Annotated in this window: 14 protein-coding genes; 6 read left to right on the top strand and 8 right to left on the bottom strand. The window is 68.4% G+C overall.

Annotation, left to right across the window (positions count from 1 at the left end; all coding sequences use genetic code 11):
* Nucleotides 1–33: 33 nt before the first annotated feature.
* Nucleotides 34–1305, bottom strand: a complete 1272-nt coding sequence (locus HNP52_RS04185; RefSeq protein WP_184162870.1) for an MFS transporter — start codon at nucleotides 1303–1305, stop codon at nucleotides 34–36.
* A 75-nt stretch (nucleotides 1306–1380) separates the two neighbouring features.
* On the bottom strand, nucleotides 1381–3732 hold the full coding sequence (locus tag HNP52_RS04180) for a TonB-dependent receptor (protein ID WP_184162867.1): 2352 nt from the start codon (nucleotides 3730–3732) through the stop codon (nucleotides 1381–1383).
* Nucleotides 3733–3868: 136 nt separating this feature from the next.
* Between HNP52_RS04180 and HNP52_RS04175 the strand changes: the two genes are divergently transcribed.
* Entirely contained in the window at nucleotides 3869–4504 is a 636-nt protein-coding gene (locus HNP52_RS04175; protein ID WP_260395903.1) for a TetR/AcrR family transcriptional regulator, read from the top strand.
* Between the two features lie 108 nt (nucleotides 4505–4612).
* Here the strand turns inward: HNP52_RS04175 and HNP52_RS04170 are convergent, their stop codons facing one another.
* Entirely contained in the window at nucleotides 4613–5368 is a 756-nt protein-coding gene (locus HNP52_RS04170) for a CPBP family intramembrane glutamic endopeptidase (protein ID WP_260395902.1), read from the bottom strand.
* Between the two features lie 107 nt (nucleotides 5369–5475).
* Between HNP52_RS04170 and HNP52_RS04165 the strand changes: the two genes are divergently transcribed.
* Complete coding sequence (locus HNP52_RS04165) at nucleotides 5476–5955, top strand: hypothetical protein (RefSeq protein ID WP_184162859.1); 480 nt, start codon at nucleotides 5476–5478, stop codon at nucleotides 5953–5955.
* A 120-nt stretch (nucleotides 5956–6075) separates the two neighbouring features.
* Here HNP52_RS04165 and HNP52_RS04160 read toward each other — a convergent pair whose 3' ends face one another.
* Both HNP52_RS04160 and HNP52_RS04155 read right to left on the bottom strand, forming a co-directional pair.
* Entirely contained in the window at nucleotides 6076–6627 is a 552-nt protein-coding gene (locus tag HNP52_RS04160; protein ID WP_184162856.1) for a DUF177 domain-containing protein, read from the bottom strand.
* A complete protein-coding gene (locus HNP52_RS04155; protein WP_184162853.1) occupies nucleotides 6624–7133 on the bottom strand; it encodes a ubiquinol-cytochrome C chaperone family protein in 510 nt (169 codons plus the stop codon). The genes HNP52_RS04160 and HNP52_RS04155 overlap by 4 nt, the downstream gene beginning before the upstream one ends.
* A 140-nt stretch (nucleotides 7134–7273) precedes the next feature.
* Here HNP52_RS04155 and HNP52_RS04150 point away from each other — a divergent pair, with 140 nt between their 5' ends.
* Nucleotides 7274–7750: an outer membrane protein assembly factor BamE gene (locus tag HNP52_RS04150; protein ID WP_184162850.1), complete on the top strand. Its 477-nt coding sequence runs from the start codon at nucleotides 7274–7276 to the stop codon at nucleotides 7748–7750.
* 124 nt (nucleotides 7751–7874) lie between these two features.
* A complete protein-coding gene (locus tag HNP52_RS04145; protein WP_184162847.1) occupies nucleotides 7875–8396 on the top strand; it encodes an RcnB family protein in 522 nt (173 codons plus the stop codon).
* A 145-nt stretch (nucleotides 8397–8541) separates the two neighbouring features.
* Here HNP52_RS04145 and pbpC read toward each other — a convergent pair whose 3' ends face one another.
* Together pbpC and HNP52_RS04135 are read right to left on the bottom strand one after the other, a co-directional pair.
* On the bottom strand, nucleotides 8542–10626 hold the full coding sequence (pbpC, locus tag HNP52_RS04140) for a penicillin-binding protein 1C (RefSeq protein WP_184165007.1): 2085 nt from the start codon (nucleotides 10624–10626) through the stop codon (nucleotides 8542–8544).
* Nucleotides 10627–10790: 164 nt separating this feature from the next.
* The gene (locus HNP52_RS04135; protein WP_184162844.1) at nucleotides 10791–16553 is read right to left on the bottom strand and encodes an alpha-2-macroglobulin; all 5763 of its coding nucleotides are present in this window, start codon (nucleotides 16551–16553) and stop codon (nucleotides 10791–10793) included.
* Between the two features lie 166 nt (nucleotides 16554–16719).
* On the opposite strand from HNP52_RS04135, the gene HNP52_RS04130 reads away from it, so the two are divergent.
* Together HNP52_RS04130 and HNP52_RS04125 are read left to right on the top strand one after the other, a co-directional pair.
* Nucleotides 16720–18099 carry a glycosyl transferase family protein gene (locus HNP52_RS04130; RefSeq protein WP_311768396.1) on the top strand — a complete coding sequence of 460 codons (1380 nt, stop codon included), beginning with the start codon at nucleotides 16720–16722 and terminating at the stop codon, nucleotides 18097–18099.
* Nucleotides 18096–19094: a hypothetical protein gene (locus HNP52_RS04125; RefSeq protein ID WP_184162841.1), complete on the top strand. Its 999-nt coding sequence runs from the start codon at nucleotides 18096–18098 to the stop codon at nucleotides 19092–19094. Before HNP52_RS04130 ends, HNP52_RS04125 begins: the two co-directional genes overlap by 4 nt.
* A 3-nt stretch (nucleotides 19095–19097) precedes the next feature.
* Here the strand turns inward: HNP52_RS04125 and HNP52_RS04120 are convergent, their stop codons facing one another.
* On the bottom strand, nucleotides 19098–20702 hold the full coding sequence (locus HNP52_RS04120; protein ID WP_260395989.1) for an ATP-binding protein: 1605 nt from the start codon (nucleotides 20700–20702) through the stop codon (nucleotides 19098–19100).
* Nucleotides 20703–20813: the final 111 nt, after the last annotated feature.

Here is a 20813-nt window from a genome sequence, read left to right as displayed (position 1 = left end):
GCGATTCAGGAAAGCGCCGAGTCGGGAAACTACCTAGGCGGTCTGCTCCACCCAGCCGCTGCGGACATGCTTGGCCGCGAACAGCGCGAGGATGCCGGCGAGCACGTAGAAGCCGAGGCAGAAGACCGCGCCGTAGCGCAGCGCCTCGGCGCCGTAGCTGGCCTTCAGCGCCTCGCCGAGGAAGCCCATCAGCAGCGGGCCGAGGCCCATGCCGATCAGGTTGTTGATCATCAGGAAGCTGCCAGAGGCCGTGGCGCGCATGTGCTGCGGCACCATGTGCTGCACGGCGGTGGTCACCGGGCCGAGCCACAGGATGTTGAGCCCGTTGGGAATCACCAGCAGCGGCCAGGCGATCCAGGGATTGGAGGTAAGGAAGCCGACCGCGAACAGCGGCGCTGTGATCAGCCAGGCGATCGCGGGCAACCAGGCGTACCAGGCGCGGTCGCCCTTGCCGAGCCGGTCGGCGAACCAGCCGCCGGCGAACACGCCCGCGGTACCGCCGATCAGCAGCAGCGAGGCCATGAACTGGCCGGTGGTCACCAGGTCGAAGCCGAAATTGCCCATCAGCACCAGCGGCGTCCACAGCGCCAGGCCATAGCCGCACAACGAGCTGCATGAGGCGCCGAAGGCCAGCAGCCAGAAGCCGGGCTTGCGCGCGAGGATGCCGAACACCGCGCTCACCGGCGCCGCATCGCCCTTGGCGACGACCGGCCGCGGCACGTCGCGGACCACCCAGCGGAATATCGGTGCGATCAGGATGCCGATCACGCCCATGGTGATGAACGCCGCGCGCCAGTTCACCAGCGCGGCGATATAGGCGCCGAGCAGGGTGCCGAGCGCCAGGCCGATCGGGATGCCGAGCGAATAGATGGCGAGCGCGCGGGCGCGCTTCTCGGGCGGGAAGTAATCGGCGATCACCGCATAGGACGGCGCGACGCCGCCCGCTTCGCCGACGCCGACGCCGAGGCGGAACAGGAAGAGCTGCCAATAGCCGGTGGCGACGCCGCACAGCCCGGTGAACAGGCTCCACACCGCCAGCGCCCCGGCGATCACGCCCGATCGGCTGGTGCGGTCGGCGAGATAGGCGAGCGGCACGCCGAGCACCGAATAGAGCACCGCGAAGGCGAGCCCGCCGATCGCGCCGAACTCGGTGCGGGTGAGCTGGAGATCCTCCATGATCGGCTTGGCGAGGATGCCGAGGATCTGCCGGTCGAGGAAGTTGAAGGTGTAGACGAGCAGGAGCATCGCCAGCACCAGGCCGGGATAGCCGGCGCGGCTTGCGGGGTTTGAAGCGGGAGCGTTCATGGCCATACCTCGACATCAAAAGAGCCGGACGTCAAGCGACGCCCGGCTCCGGAATTTAGGTGCAGTGCACCATACTCAGAATTTGAGGCTGAACGACCCGAAGATCTGGCGCGGATTGCCGTAAAAGGCAGTGGCGACGCCTTCCTTGCCCAGGGTCGGCGTGTAGCCGCCCGCCGGGGTCAGGATCGGCGTGCCGTCGATCCGGCTGCTGATATACTGGTAGCCGGCGGTCTTGTAATGGACGTTGGTCAGGTTCTTGCCGTGGACCCCGATCGAGTAGCGCCCGTCGCCGAAGGTGTAGACGAGGTGCGCGTCGAGCAGCGTGTAGCCCGGCTGGTCGAGGAACGGGCTGGCCGTCTCGAACTGGTGGGTCAGGCCGCGATACGACACGGTCGTGGTCGCCGAGAGATCGCCGCTCGCCACCGGCAGCGTGGCGCCGAGCGTGCCGGCCAGCGTCCAGTCCGGGGTGTTCTGGAAGACGCGGACCGCCGAGACGTCGACGCCGGTCGGGCCGATGAAGCGCTTGTACTTGGCGTCGATATAGCCGAGCGCGCCGTTGAAGAAGAAGCTCGAGCCCGGGCCGGCAAAGCCGCGCGCCAGCACTGCGTTGGTCTCGAGCTCGATGCCCTTGATGTCGGCCTTCGCCGCGTTGGTGGTGATGCCGCAGAAGCTCTGGACGTTGTTGATCAGGCAGCCGACCGAGCCCGGGATCTGGACGTTGGAATAGTCCGAATAGAAGCCGGCGAGCGACCAGTTCAGGCGGCGATCGAATGCCGCGCCCTTCCAGCCCACTTCATAGCTCTTCACCGTTTCCGGATCGAAGGAGAGATAGTTGTAGATGTCGAGATAGGTGCGCCCGGCCGAGGGATTGCTGATCGGCGCCGAGGTGCCCGAGCCGCGCGGATCGAAGCCGCCGCCCTTGAAGCCTTCCGAATAGGAGGCATAGACCATGTGATCGGCGCTCGGCTTGAAGCTGAGCGTCGCGCGCGGGGTGAAGCGCTTGAAATTGGCGGTGCCGCGGAAATCGGTGGAAGGCGCGCCCACGGGCACCGGGGTGCCGCCGAAATCCGGAGTCAGGCCGAGATAGCTCGCCTTGAACACATAGCTCTTGCGCTGGTCCCAGGTGTAGCGGCCGCCGAGCGTCAGGCTCAGCTGCGGCGTGAAGTCGAAGGTGAAGTCGCCATAGATCGAGCTGGTCTCGGTGCGCACGTCGCCGGCGGTATAGGCGTTGAAGCCCGGCAGCGTGGTCGACAGCAGCACGCCGAAGCCCGTCGTCGCCTTGGCGCCCAGATAGTAGAAGCCGACAATGCCGTTGAGCTTCTCGCCATGGATCAGCGCCTGGAATTCCTGGCTGGTCTGGTTGTTCTTGTAATAGGCGGGCACGTCGACGTCGACCGACGGGGTCGAATCGAAGTCGATCGGCGTCCAGGAGGTATCCTCGCGGTACGCGCTGATGCTGCGCAGCGTGATGTGGTCGCTCACATCGGCGTTGATCGTCATCGAGATGCCGCCGGCCTCGACATCGTTCTTCGGGTTCGCGAGGCCCGCATTGGTGTCATAGACATTGGACAGCACCGGCGAGCCGGTGAGCAGGCCCGCGAACAGGCGGTGGCCGTTGCGCGCGTTCGACTTGTCATGGGTATAGTCGCCGGTGATGCGGATCGACATGCGGTTGTCCGGCGTCTCGAACTCGAGCGTGCCGCGCGCGGCCCAGACATTCTTGTTGTAGTTCTCGATATGGAGATTGCGGTTCTCGCCGAAGCCGTCGCGGGTGAGGCGGGCGCCGGAGAAGCCGATCTTGAACATCGAGCCGATCGGGGTCGATGCGCTGACGATCACATCGGCCTGGTTGTACGAGCCGTAATTGCCGCGGATCGACGCGGTCGGGCGATCGTCGAGCTTCTTGGTGACATATTTCACCGCGCCGCCGATCGTGTTGCGGCCATAGAGCGTGCCCTGCGGCCCGCGCAGCACTTCGATCCGCTCCACGTCATAGATGTCGAGCACCGATGCCTGGGGGCGGTTGAGATAGACGTCGTCGAGATAGATGCCGATGCCGGCCTCGAAGCCCGGGACCGGATCCTGCTGGCCGACGCCGCGGATGAAGGCGGCGAGCGTCGAGTTGGTGCCGCGCGCATCCTTCAGCGTGGTGTTGGGCGACGCGATCTGGAGATCGGTGAGGTCAACGGCACCGGCCTGGTCGAGTTGGGCCGAGGTGAGCGCGGTGACCGCGGTCGGCACGTCGAGCAGCTTCTCCTCGCGACGGCGGGCCGTGACGACGATTTCGCCGGTATTGTCGAGTGCGCTATCCTGCGCCTCGGGCGCGGCCGGCGCGGCGGCTTCCTGCGCGAAGGCGGAATTGGTGGCGAGTGCGGCGAGCGCAGCGCCCGCGAACAGAATCGAACGGGCACAATTCAGGCGTGACATCCAGACTTCCTCCCCATCAGTCTAACCCGTCATTCAACGCGGGTTGCACGTGGTCGCCCGACGCTATACTGAAACCTGAACCGGGTTTCAACTTGGATAAATGGGAAGAGGAACCAGAATGGCGGAGGGGCGTGGCATGAGCGCCACAGCACCGGGGGTCGGCGGCAGCGAAGCGAGCGCCGGCAAGGAACCGCGCACCGCGCGCGGGCGGCGCACCTTGCGCCTGATCCTGGATGCGGCGGCGGAGGAGTTCGGCGCCAAGGGATTCCACGAAGGCTCGATCAGCGGGATCACGCGGCGGGCCGGCGTGGCACTGGGCAGCTTCTACACCTATTTCGATTCGAAGGACGACGTGTTCCGCGCGCTGGTGCGCGACATGAGCGACCAGGTGCGCGAGCATGTCGCCCCGGCGATCAAGGGCGCGACCGGCGGCCAGATCGCGGCGGAGCAGGCGGCGTTGCTCGCCTTCATCCGCTTCGCCCGGGCGCACAAGGAGATCTACCGGATCATCGACGAAGCCGAGTTCGTCGATCCCGAGAGCTTCCGGCTCCATTATGCGAGCACCGCCGAGCGCATCGCCAAGCGGCTTCAGGCGGCGGCGGCACGCGGCGAGGTGCGCGAGGACGTCAACGAGGTCCATGCCTGGGCGATCATGGGGATGAACGTGTTCCTCGGCCTACGCTACAGCGTGTGGCAGGAGGATGTGGATCCCGAGGCGATCGCCGATATCGTCGCGCAGATGCTGGCGCGGGGGATCGGGACGGGGGGCTGATAGCCCTTTTGGTTCCCCGGCGAAGGCCGGGGCCCAGGGTTTCTCTGCCGTGCCGCCCGTGGCCCTGGGCCCCGGCTTTCGCCGGGGAGCCGACGCGCGGTGAAGGCGCTAGCGCCGCCCCCGCTTTCCCGAGCCGAACCCCCAGACCAGCAGCAGCGCGAGCACCGCGGCGCCGATGCGCAGCGCGTTGCCGGTCCAGCCGAAGATCGCTTCGTCAGGCACGGTGAAGACGTTCCAGGCGGCGTTGAGCGAGATGTGGAGCACGGCGCCGCTCCAGATCGTGTTGCCGTCGAGCCGGTCGAGCAATGCCATCACCACGCCGCCGATGCCGGTGATCATCAGCACCTGCAGCGCCATGTCGCCACCCGCCGGCCCGCCCATGCCCCACCAATGGACCAGGCCGAACAGCAGCGCCTGCACGCCGACCGCGAGCCAGAGCGGCCAGCCGAGCGCGCGGTGGGTGAAGAGGAAGCCGAAGCCGCGGAACACGATCTCCTCGGCCAGCGGGAAGGCGAGGGCGAGCATCGCCAGGTCGAGCCAGCGCCAGTCATGCGACAGCCCGCCGAGCATGAAGAGCCCCACCCAGGCGGGGATCGTCGCGACGGCGACCAGCACCGGTCCGCGCCAGCCGTTCGACCGCAGGCCCATCCGGTCGAACAGCCCGCCGCCGCGCAGCATCAGCAGCGCCGCGACCAGCACGATCAGCACCGCAACGCCATTGTCGAGGATCGCGCCGCCATAGGGGATCTTCAGCGCCGCGACCGGATGGCCGATCGCCCTGGCGAGGTCGCGCCACTGCTGTGACAGGACCAGGATCGCCACCACCAATAATACGCTGAACGGCAGGCGCGCGGATTTTCCCAAGATATTTCCCCGGATCTCGTTATCGAGGCGGTGTATTGCTTGGCTAATACGATAACGCAAGGCGCCCAACCATTGCGATACGGCCATCGGTGCCGCATCTAGGCGGCATGGATTTCAGCGACTGGCATGTTGCGCGGGCACGGGCGCTGTTCACGGTGCTTGCCGAACGGCATGCGCTGCGCATGCGCGGCGCCGATGCCGGGCCCGACTATCTCGCGCTCGAGCTGCCCGTCCAATATGGGCTGCGCATCGCGCTCAAGCTGGTCTGGTCGCGCGACCTGCTGATGATCCGCAGCGAGTTGTTCACCGCCGAATTCCATCTCGATGCCGATGCCGATGCGGAGACCAAGTTCATCGAGACGTTCGACGGGCTGGTCGAGGGCGAGATCCGCCTGCACCTGTTCTACTGGCCGCGCGCGGCGCGCCCCTACAAGACATTGCTCCAGCGCGCCGAAGGCAATGGCGAGGATGCGGTGTGGCGGACGATCTACACCTGGTTCCGCTGGCTGCCCTGGTCACCGGTGGCGCGCGAGGAGGTGTTCGTGAACAGCCGCGCGCCACATCTGCATGTGGTGGGGCACGCTTAGACTCCCGGTCTGGCAGTTCCCCGGCGAAAGCCGGGGCCCAGAGTCACAAGCGAGATAGCAGAGAAACCCTGGGCCCCGGCCTTCGCCGGGGAACTGCAGCGTATCAAATAGCGATGCGCCTTAGTCCTTGCCCAGCTTGTCCCGCAGCCCGGCCAGCCCGCCGAACGGGCCGCTTTCCTCGGCCAGGCGCTTTGCTTCCTCCTCGCTGATCACCCCGGCATCGCGCAGCGCCGTCTCGGCGCTGGGGCTGCGCGGATAGGGGTCGAGCGCCAGCGCGAGCGTTTCCGCCGCGGCCTCGCCCAGGTCGATCGCGCCGCCCGAATAGAAGACGATGTCGCACTCGTCCTCGCTCAGCTCCATTTCCTCCTCGCCGGCATCGCCTTCGCTCTCGGGCAGGAAGCGGATCGCGAAATCCTCCTCGATGTTCGCGGGCACCGGCTCGTCGGTGATCACGCAGGCCTGGACGACCCTGGCCGAAAGATGGCCGGTGGCGATGATGCCCTGCGCGTCGCGGCGGATGCGATAGTCGGCGGCCAGGCTGTCGATCGACTTGAGCCCGAACCGCTCGGCCAGCGCGATCCGCTCGTTCGGCTCGGCCTGCACCTGGACCTGGCTCTCGCCCGCGCCGATCGTGTCGAGCCGCTGGGGGCGGTTGAATTCGCTCTGGATCATGCGAGGTCTCCGGCGAGCAAGGTCGCGATCGGGGTGTCGCCCAGCTTCGCATGGAGGGCGCGGAGCTCGCTCTCGACATGGGCCAGCGCCTGCGGCCCGGGTGCCTCGCCGCGATAGAGGTTGCGCACCAGCGCGTCGCCCAGCGTGCCGTCCGCCAGCGCGGTCCGATAGGCGCCCAGGCGTCCGCCGAGCATCCCCATCATCTTGCCGACATGCTTGCCGACGACGATGTCGCCGATGCCGATCTGGCGGAGCTGCCCGTCCATGTCGTCGATGAACACTTCGGTGAGATGGGTGCTGAACGGCACCGCCGCTTCGTCCTGCTCGAGGCGGAGGAGGACAAGGCTCATCACCGCGGCGATCATGTCGAACCGGCCGTCGATCGTGTCGGGCACCGCGCCAGCCTCATACCAATGGGGCTGGCGGCCGCGTGCGACGATCGCGGCGTAGAGAAGGGGGGCGGTGCCGCGGTCGGGCGCCTGGAAAAGCCGCTTGAGCAAGCGCATGTGCCGGTTCGGTCCTGCTATGGTTCTGGCAATATGGGGTCGCGACCTTGTTTGGCCGCATTTTGCCGCATATTGAGGCGAACGGCCCGCGATGCAACCAAGTGCATCGGGCGCCGGTACGCGTTTGCCTGGAGACCAGAATGCCGATTCCCGCCCGTGCGCTTGGCGCCGCCCTGCTGGCAGCCGCGCTTGGCACCACCGCCTGCGTGCCCGTGCGCACGCACCAGGGCTATATCATCGACAAGGAACTGGTCGATTCGGTGCAGCCCGGCATCGACACGCGCGAATCGGTGCTCCAGACGCTCGGCCGCCCGACCTTCACCAGCCAGTTCAACGAAGGCGAGTGGTATTACATCTCCCGCCAGAGCGCGAACCTCGGCTACCAGTCGCTCAAGGCCAAGGATCAGACGACGCTGCGCATCACCTTCGATGCGAAGGGCAATGTCGCGGCGGTCGATCGCATGGGCAAGGAGCTGATCGCCTCGGTCGATCCGTACGGCAAGACCACGCCGACGCTGGGTCACAAGCGCGGCTTCTTCGAGGACCTGTTCGGCAATATCGGTACGGTCGGCGCGCCGGGCACCGGCGGTCCGGCCGGCGGCGGCAACGGCCCCTAGTCTCCGGGCTGGGCTTCCCAGCCTTTCATTTCGCTGACGGCTCCGTTCCCGGGCCGTTCAGCGTGGCTGCTCCAAACAGGCGCTCTACCGGAAAACAAGTCCGGACAGTGGTTTGGAGGAAGACATGAAGAAGTTCACAACCGCCCTGCTGCTCGCCGCCGTTGCGCTGCCCGCAGTGGCGATCCCGAGCGCGGCCAGCGCCCAGTCGCGCCAGGAGCTGCGCCGCGACCGCCAGGACATCCGCCACGAGGAGCGCGAGCTGCGTGACGCCCAGCGCCGCGGCGATCGCCGCGACATCCGGGACGAGCGACGCGACGTGCGCGATGCGCACCGCGAATATCGCGAGGACCTGCGCGACCGTGACCGTGCCTGGGGCCGCGACGACTGGCGCTTCAACCGCGACCGCAACCGCGCGCTCTATGGCCGCGGCAGCTGGAACGCGCCGTTCCGCTACACTTCGTTCCGCGTCGGCGGCCGGATCGGGCCGAGCTATTACGGCCCGCGCTATGTGATCGCCGATCCGTGGCGCTACCACCTGCCCCGCGCCGGCCGCTACCAGAGCTGGGTACGCCACTATAACGACGTGCTGCTGATCGACACCCGCCGCGGCGTGGTGATCCGCACGATCCCCAGCTTCTACTGGTAATCGCGCCAGATCAAAGGCTTCGGCCGCGCTGCCCTTTCAGGCCGCGCGGCCGGTGCCCGTAGACACGGCCCCGAAAGGGGTTGGGACCGCCGGGTGAAACGCACAAGCAAGCGTTTCGCTCCCGAACCGTTCACCCGTTTCCGCGCTATCTTATGGTGAACAGCACCTGGTCGATCACCTTGCCGTCGAGGTCGACCAGCGCGAGGCGATGCTTGCCCGGCGGGGCGAGGATCAGCGGCTTCGAATCGGCGGTGCCGAGGTCGCGCTTGTCGAGGATCAGCCGGTGGCCAAGCGCCTGGCCCGACACCGAAATCGCCAGCCGCTGATTGTCCACCGGGATGTCGGGATCGAGCGCATAGACGCTGCCCGCCACCGGATTGGTGATGCGCGGCCGCCGCGATTCGGCGGGGGCATAGGCGATGCGGTCCATGCCCGTCCCTTTCAGGAAATATTCGCGGCGCGGCTGCTCCATCCCGGCGGCGAAGCGGATCTGGCGCTCCTCGATCCCCTGCGGACGCGGCGGCGCCTTGCCCGGATCGGCTTCGTTGAGCGCGAGCATCACGTCGCGCCACACCGGCGCCGCACCGCTGGTGCCCGACACCGCGCGCATCGGATCACCTTCGAGATTGCCGACCCACACGCCGACGGTGAAGCGATCGGTGAAGCCGACGCACCAATTGTCGCGCATCGCCTTGGAGGTGCCGGTCTTCACCGCCGCCCAGAAGGGCAGGCGCAGCGCCGAATCGACGCCGAAGGTGCCGGCCCGGGCATTGGGGTCGGCGAGCATGTCCGCGACGATCCAGGTGGCCTGGGGGCTGGTGGTGCGGCGAAGCGCGTCGGTCTTCGCGTCCAGTGTCAGCCGCAGCGGCGACCAGCGGCCTTCGAGCGCGAGGCTGCGATAGGCGGCGACCTGCTCCATCAGCGTCACTTCGGCCGAGCCGAGCGCCAGCGAATAGCCATAATATTGGCCGTCCTCGACCAGCCCGCGATAACCGGTATCCCACAGCCGGTCGCGAAAGGCATCGACACCGGTGAGCAGCAGCGTGCGCACCGCCGGCACGTTGAGCGATCCGGCCAGTGCGATCCGCGCCGAGACCGGACCCTTGAACGCCTTGTCGTAGTTCTGGGGGACATAGAGGCCCGAGGCGGTGTCGAGCTGGACCGGCGAATCGTCGAGGATCGAGGCGGCGGTGAGATAGCCCTTCTCGATGCCCATCGCGTAGAGGAACGGCTTCAGCGTCGATCCCGCCTGGCGATAGGAGGAGGCACCGTCCACCGCGGGCGCGGTGCTCTCGCCGCCGATCCCGCCGACATAGGCCAGTACGTCGCCCGATGCGTTATCCACCACCACCACCGCGCCATCGCGGGCGCGCGAGCCGCCCAGCCCCTGGAGCTGGCGGCGGAGCGCCGTGATCGCGGCGCGCTGGATGCGGGCATCGAGCGTGCTGGTGATCCTGGCGCCCGGCTTGGTCAGCAAGGCGGCCGAGAGATGCGGCGCCAGCCCCGGATCGAGCGCAAGGCTGCGCGCCGGTCCGAGCATCGAGGCGGCGGCACCGGCGAAGCGCGTGCAATCCTTGTCGCGGCTGAGCGCACAGGCACGCCGGGCGACTTCGCTCGGGTTGGCCTGGGGATTGGGCAGCAGGGCGGCGAGCAGCAGCGCGTCGTCGCGGGTCAGCGTCGCCGGCGTCTTGCCGAACAGCCCGAGCGCGGCGGCGCCGATCCCCTGCGCCTCGCCGCGGAAGCCGGCCAGGTTGAGATAGGCCTCGAGGATCTGGTCCTTGGTCCAGCGCGATTCGAGGCTCCAGGCCGCGCGCATCTGGCGCAATTTCTCGCGCATCCCGCGGCTGCCTGGTGCCGCGAGATCCGGCGCGAGATAGGCGGCGACCTGCATCGACAAGGTCGAGGCGCCGCGTCCGCGCTTGCCTTCGATCCGGTCGCGCGCCGCGCCGCTCAGCGCCATCCAGTCGACGCCGCCATGCTCGCGGAAGCGCCGGTCCTCGGCGGCGACGAGGATGTCGCGCGCCACCGGCGATATGTCCTTGAGCCGGGTCCAGGCGAGGCGGCGCGCCTGAAAATCGATGCGGCTCGAATCGATCAGCACGCCGTGCCGATCGTAGAGCCAGGCCTCGGACGGATGCCAGCCGGCGCGGACGGCACCGTAATCGGGCAGCGCCGGCGGGCGCGTCACCCACCAGAAGCCGGCCGAGCCGGCCAGCAGCAGCGTCAGGATCGTGCCGGTGACACGGGGCGGGGTGACGACACCGCGCCACCCCCTTTCCTTCCATGCCGCCCGCTCGCGCCCCGCCCATGCGTGCAGCGCCTCGGGGGCATCATCGATGCGCTTCGTCCAGCGGCGGGCGAAGGCGAGGAGGTGGGTAAAAGCCTCCTTCGCCGTCACCGCTGCGCCACGGTCATCACGGCATTGGGCAGCTGCGCGCGGATCTCGGGCGAGTACATCGCTTCGATCCGCGTGGAGGGCAGGTTGAACTTGCCCGCCGCATCCAGCCGCATCACGTACGAGATCGTGAAGCTGCCGCGCGGCACCCAGCCATAGAAGGCGCGCCAGCTGTCATTGCCGCGCTCGATATAGCTGGGCGAGACGCCCTCGCTGGTGCCTGCGTCCTTGGCGAGCATCTCGGACTGGCCGCCGAGATTGCCGACGATCGTCGCGCCCGCCGGGATCGGATCGTTGACCACCACCCAATTGCGCTCGGCCGAAGCCTCGACGCTGATCGTCACCTTGACCACGTCGCCGCGCGACCAGCTGCCGGGCACCGCCTGCTTGACCGCCTCGACCTTCTTGGTCGCCTTGTAGCCAGCCATCAGCGGCTGGGTGAGCGGCACGGCGGCCTTCACCCGGACGAATGCCCAGGGACCCGAACCGCCCGTCTGGTTCATCACCAGCGGTGCGGTTGCGGCAGGCAGCGGGAAGCTGAACTGGCGCTGCGGCTCGGCCAGCGGCCAGCTGAGGCTCACCGGGCTGAAGCTCGAGAAGCTCGCCGTGGTGACGCCGGCGATCGCCTCGGCCGGGTACATTCCCATGAAGCGCCGCGCCAGGATCGTGCCCCAGGCATTGGCGGTGGTGGTGTCCCAATGCCCGCGCTGCTGGCGCGATGCGATGCCGACCATCAGCTTGGCCGAGTCATTTTCCCAGCCGGGGCGGCCGAGCGTGGCGAGCAGCGCCTTGATCGCCGCTTCGTCGTCCGACGACATCAGCCACCAGGCCATGCGGCCCTTGTCGGAGATATCGACGCGGGTGCCTTCATAGACCAGGCGCTTGCGCAGTTCCTGCTCGGCAGTGACGCGGAGCTGCTGGCCATTGGCCAGGCCCTGCACCTTGCCCAGCGCCATCGCATAGTCGGAGAGCGTTGCGGTCGGCATCTCGGCCGGGGCCATGCCGATCTGGCCGAGCATCGCCGAGGTTGCCGCGCCCTGCCGCGCCAGCGCGGTGAAGGCGGCGACGCGCTGCAGGCGGACATCGCCATAATCCTCATGACGAAGCCGCCCGTCGAGCACGGCCTTCATCGCCTCGAGCATCTTGGCCTTGGGGCCTTCGGGCAGCGGCAGGCCCGCCTCGCCGCTGGCCGAAAGGATATAGGCGGTCAGCGCCTCCGAGCCGGGCCAGTCACCCGGCCAGTAGCGCAGCAGCCCGTCGCCGTCCTGATAGGCCGGCATGTCGCTGGCGATCAGGTTCCACATCCCCGTGTCGCCCAGCGCGATCGCGCGCGAGGTGCGCTGCTCGAGGCAGTTATACGGATAGGCGGACATATATTCGCGCACGCCGGAGAGCGGCGGGGCGAGGCTGTCGGTCAGGCTCACTTCGACCGCGCCGAAGCCGGGCAGCGCGCCCGCCGGCGGGGCGATGGTGAACTGGGTGCCGCCGCCGACCCGGCCGAGCGTCGCCGCCCAGGTCTCGACCGGTACCGCCGGCGCCACCTGCTGGGCAACGGTGATCCGATCGCTCGACTTGCCGTCACTGGTCTTCGCCGTGACCGTCCAGCTCAGCTTGCCGTCCTTGGGCGGCGCGGTGAGGTTCCACACCACCGGCGCGGCGCCGCCCGCCGGGATCTCGACGGTCAGCGGCTTGCCGGTCGCATAGGCCGGGCTCAGCGCCACCGTCGCGGTCACCTTCATGGCCTTGCTCGAGCCGTTGCGCAGCGTGAACATCGCGCCGAACTGGTCGCCGGTGCGCACCAGCTGCGGCACGCCGGCATAGATGGTCAGGTCCTGCGACGAGCGGATGCTCGCGCTGCCGGTGCCGAACAGCTGCGGGCCCGAAGTGGCGACCGCGACCAGCTTGAACGAGGTCAGCGCGTCGTTGAGCGTCACCGGCACCCGGGCATGGCCATTGGCGTCGAGCGCGACCTTGCCCTTCCAGAGGAGGACGGGCTGGAAATTCTCGCGGTTGAGGCCCGAAAGGTCCCCGCCGCCGCCACCGCCGCCGGCTTCCACCGCCTTCTTGCCATAGTGGCGCTTGCCGACCACCTGGGTCTGCGCGGTCGAGGTCAGCACCGAGATCGGGCGGTCGCCCATCATCGCCGTCAGCACATCCCAGCTGTCGTTCGGCGAGAGCTGGAGCAGCGCCTCGTCCACCGCGACGAAGGCGACGTCTGCGGACGCGGCGGGCTTGCCGTCGGGGTTCTTCACCGTGACGTCCACCTGCGCGACGTCACGCGCGGCGTAGCTCGGCTTGTCGGCCTTCACCGCCACATCGAGCTTATGGCCTTCCCAGCCGACCTTCACCTTGGCGATGCCCAGGCGATAGGCGGGCTTGGCGAGATCGACCGTCGCGGTCGGCTCGCCGCCATCCTTCGACCAGGGGGCGCCCCATTCGCGCGCCATGTTCGAGCGCCAGTTCTGCCAGCCGGACACGCGTCCGCGCACCGCCATCACCGATACGAACACGTCCGGCGCATAATCGCCCGGCATCGGCACTTCGATCACCGGATCCTTGCCGGTCAGCCCGACGACGAAGCTGGAGAGCACGCCCTCGCGCTCGACCGTGACCAGCGCGGTCGCGTCGCGGAACGGCATGCGGACCTGGAACTTGGCGGTCTCGCCGGCCTTGTATTCTTGGCGTTCGGGGATGACGTCCATGCGGTCGCCATTGTCGCCGCCGAACCACCAGTCGTCATCGCCGACCAGCCACACCGACTTGGTCGCGCGGGCGACATTGCCATTGGCATCCTTGGTGGTGGCAACCGCATAGACTTCGCCCGACACGCCCGGATCGAGCTGGCAGCTCGCCAGGCCCTGCGCATCGGTGGTCGCCGAGCAGGTGGCGCTCAGCTTGGTCGTCTTCATCTGGTTGTCGTACGCGTAGAAGCCGCCGATCAGCCGGCGCCGCGCGGTCAGGATCTCGCGGCTGTAGAGCTCGACCGAGATCGCCTGGTTGGCGAGCGGCTTGCCCGCGGTGTCGAGCGCGACGAAGCGCAGGCGCAGATCGTCCTGCTTCATCAGCCAGCCGTCGCTCTTGACGCCCAGCTGCACCGCGGAGGTGAAGATCGGGATGCGCCGCGACGAGGTGAGCACCTGGCCGTTGGCGTCCTGATAGTCCATCTCGACCAGCATCGTCGTATTCTGCTCGAGCGATTGCGGCACTTCGGCATTGATCCGGCTGGTGCCGTCGGCGCCGAGCGTGGCGGGCAGGGTCTGGGTCGGCGGCAGCTGGACCTGCTCGTCCTCGCCCTCGCCGTTCATCGGCTTGGTGCCCTCGGTCATCGCTCGGCCACCGAAGGTGTAGCCGTCATAGCCGTCGGGGGTCTTGAAGTCGGCGAAATAGCCGATGCGCGTCTCGACCGGCAGGCTGGCCGCGCCGCCGCCGGAGAGATAGCCGACGAACAGGTCGAGCGGCAGCGCCGAGGGGCGCACCGCGGCGTCCTTGGGACCGGCGACCGACGCCTTCATCGTCGGCAGCTTGTATTCGTCGACCTTGAACGACTGGCCGGTCCAGATCGTCTTTTCCTTGCCCTCGCCGTCCTTGGTCAGGACGGTCAGGTCGTAATCGCCCATCTTGGCGCCCTGGGGCGCAGTCCATTCGGTCTCGCCGACACCGTTCTGGTCGATGCTGAGCGGCAGGTCATACTGGGTGTCCGAGCCGCGATGGCTGAGGCGCAGCGTGCCGCTGAAGGCCGGCGAGGCGGTGAAGCCCGCGGCCACCGGGGTGCGCACGATGTGCTTCATGTGCACCGTCTCGCCCTGGCGGACGAGCGAGCGGTCGAACACGGTGTGGAACTTCTCCTCCGGCGCCGACCAGCCATAGTTGAGGTCGAAGTCGTACGGGCGGATGCCGTCGCCCCATTGGGTGAGGCTGAAGCTGAAGTCGTCGGCCTTGCGCGCCGAGATCATCAGCGGGCTCGAATTGCCGTTCTCGCAGCTCGAATAGGTCTCGGGCTCGGGCAGGCCGGCGGGGACGCCGAGGCGGCCCGAGGCATCGGTCTTGCCCTTGGCGAGCAGCTGGCCGGTGCAGCTGTCGGTGACGCGCACCTCGGCATCGCCGACGCCCTTGCCGCTGTCGAGCGCGGTGACCCAGACCAGCGACTGGTCGCGGCCCCATTTGAAATGGACGCTCATGTTGGTGACGAGCGCGCCGGCGGCGACGTAACGCGGCGCCTTGCGGCCGAGCAGCGCCTCGCCGAGCCGCGGACTGGCCAGTTCGACGATGTAGAAGCCCGGTTTGCCGAGCGGGATGCCGACAACTTCGAATTCCTTCCCCTTCCCCGGCAACCCGATCTTGAGCGGCTTGCCGACCGCGGGGGTGAGCAGCGGCTTGGCGCCGGTCTGGTTGATCCGGATCGTCTCTTCGCCGCGCTTGATCTCGTCCGACTTGTCCTCGGCCGCATCGGCGAGTGCGCGGAACCATTTGGCGATCTCGCCGTCGCCGCCCTCGACTTTCAGGCTCTGGCCGTTGACCGCCATCTGGCTGCCCTGGAGATCGGGCTCGACATTGCGGACGCTGACCGGAAGGACGCCGCCTTCCCTGGCTTCGAGGATGCCGAAATTGCCGGCGAACTTCACCAGCGGCGGCGGCGCGTCGAACTTCACGTCGAGCGGGAAGCGCTCGGCATTGGCGAGCTTGCGGCCGCTCTCGTCGGTGATGTTGGCGGGGAAGACGACCTTGGCGGTGGTCTCGGCCGGCAGTGGCGCCTTGAACTTGAGGTCGGCGACCGCCGCCTTGTTCTTGTCGTCATCGCCGAAGATCGGCGCCAGTTCCTTGCCGTCGGCGGTCTTGATGCGGATCGCTTCCGCCTGCGCCTTGGGGATCGGCGCGGAGAAGCGTACCCAGGCGTCCTGCACCGGGCTGCAGCCTGCCTGCGGATTGACGCGCGAGCATTCGAAGCGGGCGCTGAATTCCTTGCGCACCGAGAAGTCGAAGCGCTGGTCGGTGCCGGCGGTGCGGCCCGAGGCGCTCTTGATGTCCTTGCCCCAGACCAGCGCCATGTCGCGCCCGGCGGGCAGCGGGCGGCGGCACTTCACCGCGACGACGCTGGCGAGCGACTTGGCACGATCCTCGGCCTTGGCGGGGAGCGACTGGGGCAGGCCGGCCTCGCTCAGGAAGCTCTGCACTTCCCAGCGATCGGTGCCGAGATCGGCGAGCAGCTTGGGCGCGACATCGGCGGGGAGGACGTCGACCGGGATCTTCTCGCCCAGGCCATCGACGGCGCAATAGGCGTTGGCGCCGACCGAGGCGCGATCGGGCGCGAGGTTCGCCGCGACGACGAACACCTGGTCCTCCTCGATCTCGCTGCCATAGCGGTTGGGCAGCACCGCGCGGGCGATCGGGCCACCCGAATCCACGGTGAATTCCTTCTGGCCCTGCAGGTCATAGCCCGACAGGCTCTTGATCCCGTCGCGCAGCACGAACTTGCAGGTGACGCCGCCGGGGAGCGGCGAAGCGAATTCATGCACGAAGGTCTGCTGGTCGACCCAGCGGCCCTGGCCGCCGACCGGGCATTCGACCTTGAAGGGGGATTCGGCGCGGGGGTCGCCCAGCGGCACCATGGGGACGTTGAAGCGGGTGGTGAAGCGCTCGATCGCGCCGTCGCCGACGCCGGGCGTCGCCATTTCCACCTGGGGCCCATTGTCGCCGAACGCGGTGACCGCGCCGATCGGTGCCAGCACCAGAGCCAATACGCCAAGCCGGGCAACAAGCTTCATGATGACTTCCCCCTCAGGCAGCGGGCGCACGATAGCCGTGACCCTTGCCAAGTCCAGCGACGAATTAACCGCCTCCGTTTCGGAGGGAAATGCACCATTGCCCTTGATCGTTCCGAGGGCGGCACGGCTAAATTCCCCGTCCGAATCGGAGGGGGATACTGCGCCGGTGGGGGAGGGGCTGCTCATTGCGATCGATGCGGTCGCGCGTGAGACGACATTGTTCGCCGCGCTATGGTTCGTGGTGGGTGGCCTCGATGATCTGCTCGTCGACCTGATCTATCTCGCGCAGCGCCTGCGGGGGCGGCCGGCGAGGCTTCCCGCACTGGACGGACCGGTGCCACCGGGGCGGATCGTGGTGTTCGTGCCGGCCTGGGATGAAGCGGCGGTGATCGGGGCGATGCTGCGGGCGTCGCTCACGCGCTTCGATCATCCCGACTACCGGATCTATGTCGGCGCCTATCCCAATGATCCGGCGACGATCGCGGCGGTCGCCGAAGTCGCGCTCGAGGATGCCCGCATCCGGCTGGTGATCGGCCCGCGGCCGGGCGGGACGACCAAGGCGGATTGCCTCGACACCCTGTGGCGGGCGCTTTTGCGGGATGAGGAAGCGGAAGGCTTTACCGCCAGCGCGGTGGTGCTTCACGACGCCGAGGATGTCGTCCATCCGCTCGAGCTGCGCGCCTATGCGCACGGGCTGATCGCGCATGCCGCCGTGCAGCTGCCCGTGTTGCCGCTGGCGCACGCCCATTCGCGCTTCTTCGCCGGGCATTACCTGGACGAATTCGCGGAAGCCCATGGCCGGGCGCTGGTCGTGCGGCAGACCGTGGGTGCGGGCCTGCCCTTTGCCGGAGTGGGCTGCGCGATTCGGCGCGACGTGCTGGCGCGGCTGGCGGATCTGCGCGGCGGCGGGCCGTTCGATGCCGAGAGCCTGGTCGAGGATTATGAGCTCGGCCTCACGCTCGCGGCGATGGGTGCGCCGGCGCATCTGCTCCGGATCGCCGAGGCGCCGGGCGGCCCGCTGGTCGCGGTGCGGGCCTATTTCCCGGCCACGCTCGATGCGGCCGTACGCCAGAAGTCGCGCTGGATGATCGGGATCGCGCTGGCTGGCTGGGACCGCACCGGCTGGGGCGGCTGGCGCCAGGTCGGCGACAACTGGATGCGGATGCGCGACCGGCGCGCGACGCTGGAGATACCGGTGCTCGCGCTCGCCTATCTCTCGATCCTCGCCTGGGCAGCATCGTTTGGCGTGCATTTCCTGATGGGAGGCAGCGCCGCGGCGCCTTCCGCGCTGGTCCAGTCCCTGCTCTGGATCAATCTCGGGCTGCTCGCCTGGCGGCTGGTCATCCGCGCCGTGTTTGTCCGGCGGGCCTATGGCTGGCGCGAGGCGCTGTGGTCGATGCCGCGGGTGCTGACGAGCAATGCCGTTGCGCTGCTTGCCGCACGGCGCGCCCTGTTCGCCTATGTCCGGATGCTGCGTGGGGCACCGCCGCGCTGGGACAAGACCGCGCACCAGTTTCCCGATCTCGCTCCGGCTAGCGGCGGATGAACGGCCGGGGCCGGCCGCTGCGCTTCCTGGCGATGGTGGCGGTCGCCTGGGTGGGCGCGCGGGTTGCGATCCTGTGGCCGCAGACCGGGTCCTTGCCGGCAGCGATCGAGGCGGCAATCCCGATCGCGCGTGCCGCCCCCGTCCGCGCTCCCACGGTGCCCAGACCGGCCGCCCGGCATTTCGAGGTGCGACTTCGGCCGGCGGTAACAGCACCCCTGCCGGCATATCGAACGCCCCTGGGGGACGATAACCCCAGGGTGCAGCTCGCGCTGATGGCGCTTGCCCAATATGGCGAGGCCTATGCGGTGCCGCCACCGCTCCTCCCCCTGCCCGGCCGCTCCGCGGCAAGTGTCGCGGCTGCACCCGAGCGTCTCGATCCGCTGCCTGATCGCTGGTCCTTAAGCAGCTGGATGGTCGCGCGCGGCGCGGGCGGCAGCGGCGCGGCACCCGGCGGGCAGATCGGCGGCGGGCAGGCGGGCGCGCGGGTCGCATGGCTGGTCTCGCCGCGCCATCGCCTCGCCGCCTATGGCCGGATCACCACGCCTTTGACCGGCACCGGTCGTGAGGCGGCGCTGGGCCTTGAATGGCAGCCGTCACGCGCGCCGGTGCGGCTGATCGCCGAACGCCGTTTCGGGCTCGACGGCAATCCGGGCGGCACCGGGCTCGGCCTGATTACGGGCGTCGATACCGAATGGCGCGGCTTCCGGCTGGAGGTCTATGGCCAGGCGGGCGCGGTGCTGCGGCGGCGCGCCGATCCCTATGCCGATGGTGCTGCGCGCGGCACGCGAACGGTCGAGACGAGCGGGCCCGTGCGGCTGGGGCTGGGCGCCGGTGCCTGGGGCGCGGCCCAGCGCGATGCGCAACGGCTCGATGTCGGCCCCTCGGCGACGCTGGCGATGCGCAACCTGCGGCTGGTGCTCGACTGGCGCCAGCGCGTGGCGGGCGAGGCAAGGCCGGGATCCGGCCTTGCGCTCACCTTGGGTGCCGATTTCTGAGGATTACTTCCCCTGGGCGCGCCAGCGCCGGATCGTGCGCTCGAGGATCTGCTCCTCGCCGCCGGTATCGCGCCACAGTTCGGAGAATAGCGGATCGTCCGAAGCCGGGCGCTTGTTGTCCTCCAGCGCATCGAACAGCAGGCGGATCGGCGTGGCGACGCCTTCGCCCACTGCGATGCACTCGCGGTTCCGCAGCGCCGGGATCGAATCGAGGAAGCCGCGCGCGCCTTCGGGCATCGCGGCCTTCACGAAGGCCTGGTCGCGCTCGTTGTTCAGGCGCATCGACAGGATCGTGCCGCACTGGGAGAGCACGCCTTCGGCCAGGTCCGACGGGCGCTGGGTGATCAGGCCCAGCGACACGCCGTATTTGCGGCCTTCCTTGGCGATCCGGCTGAGGATGCGGCCGACCGACGAACCATCGGCGTTGCGCTCGTTGGGGACGTAGCGGTGGGCCTCTTCGCAGACGAGCAGGATCGGCCGCTTGCTCTCGCCGCGCGACCAGATCGCGAAGTCGAACACCATGCGGCTGAGCACCGCGACCACCACCGAAGTGATTTCGCTGGGCACGCCCGACACGTCGATGATCGAGATCGGCTTGCCGTCGCCCGGCAGGCGGAAGACGCGCGACAGGAAGCTCGCCATCGTGTCCGCCACCAGCATGCCGGAGAACATGAAGGCGTAGCGCGGGTCGCCCTTGATTTCGTCGATCTTGGAACGGATGCGCAGGAACGGCGCCGTGTCGGTCGCCTTGTCCATCTTGCCCATTTCGAGCTGCAGGATCTGGGTCAGGTCGCTCAGCAGATAGGGGATCGGCGCATCGACGGTGAGCTTGCCGATCTCGGCGGCCAGCCGGTTCTTCTGCTTGGCGGCGAGCACGCACTTGGCGAGGATGTCCGCGTCCATCTGCCGGTCGGAGCCGGAGCTGGTCAGGAACACTTCGCAATGTTCCTCGAAGTTCATCAGCCAGTACGGCATCTGCAGGTTGCTGACGTCGTACAGCGCGCCGGTGGTCTTGAACGCGCTGGCATATTCGCCGTGCGGATCGACCATCACGACATGGCCCTGCGGCGCGAGTTCGCAGATGCGGTGGAGGATCAGTGCGGCCGCGGTCGACTTGCCGGTACCGGTCGAGCCGAGCAGCGCGAAATGCTTGCCGAGCATCGCATCGACATAGAGCGCGGCGCGGATGTCCTTGGTCGGATAGACATTGCCGATCTCGATATGGGCGCGGTCCTCGGCGGCATAGATCTGCTTGAGGTCGGCGGTCGACACCGGAAACACCGGCGCACCCGGCGTCGGATAGCGCGTCACGCCGCGGCGGAACTTGTAGAGCTTGCCGGTCAGCCGCTCCTCATCGCCCTCGCCGAGGAAGTCGATATAGGCGGCGATGTGATCGCCCTGCAGCTTGAGCGAGCGGACATTCGCGATCAGCCAGGTCGCGCCGACACGCACCTTCACCTGGCTGCCGACCTGGCCGGCATTGGCGACAGTGGGATCGGGATTGCCCTCGAGCGCATGCAGCGCTTCGGGATCGATCAGCACCTGGCTCGACGAGCCGGCGATCTCGAGCACCGCGCCGATCGGCTCGACCGGCGCCCGCGAGGGCATGCCCTCGGAAGATGAAACCGACGCCGCGCCATCGAACCCGCGCGCGCCAAACTGGCCGTCCATTCGGCTGCTCCCCGTTACCGCTCTCAACTATGCGCGCGGGGAGGTAAA

This window comes from Sphingomonas kyeonggiensis (assembly GCF_014204495.1).
GTDB lineage: Bacteria > Pseudomonadota > Alphaproteobacteria > Sphingomonadales > Sphingomonadaceae > Sphingomonas > Sphingomonas kyeonggiensis_A.
The sequence above is the reverse complement of the archived record's forward strand: the minus strand, read 5'-3'. Positions and strand labels throughout refer to the sequence as shown.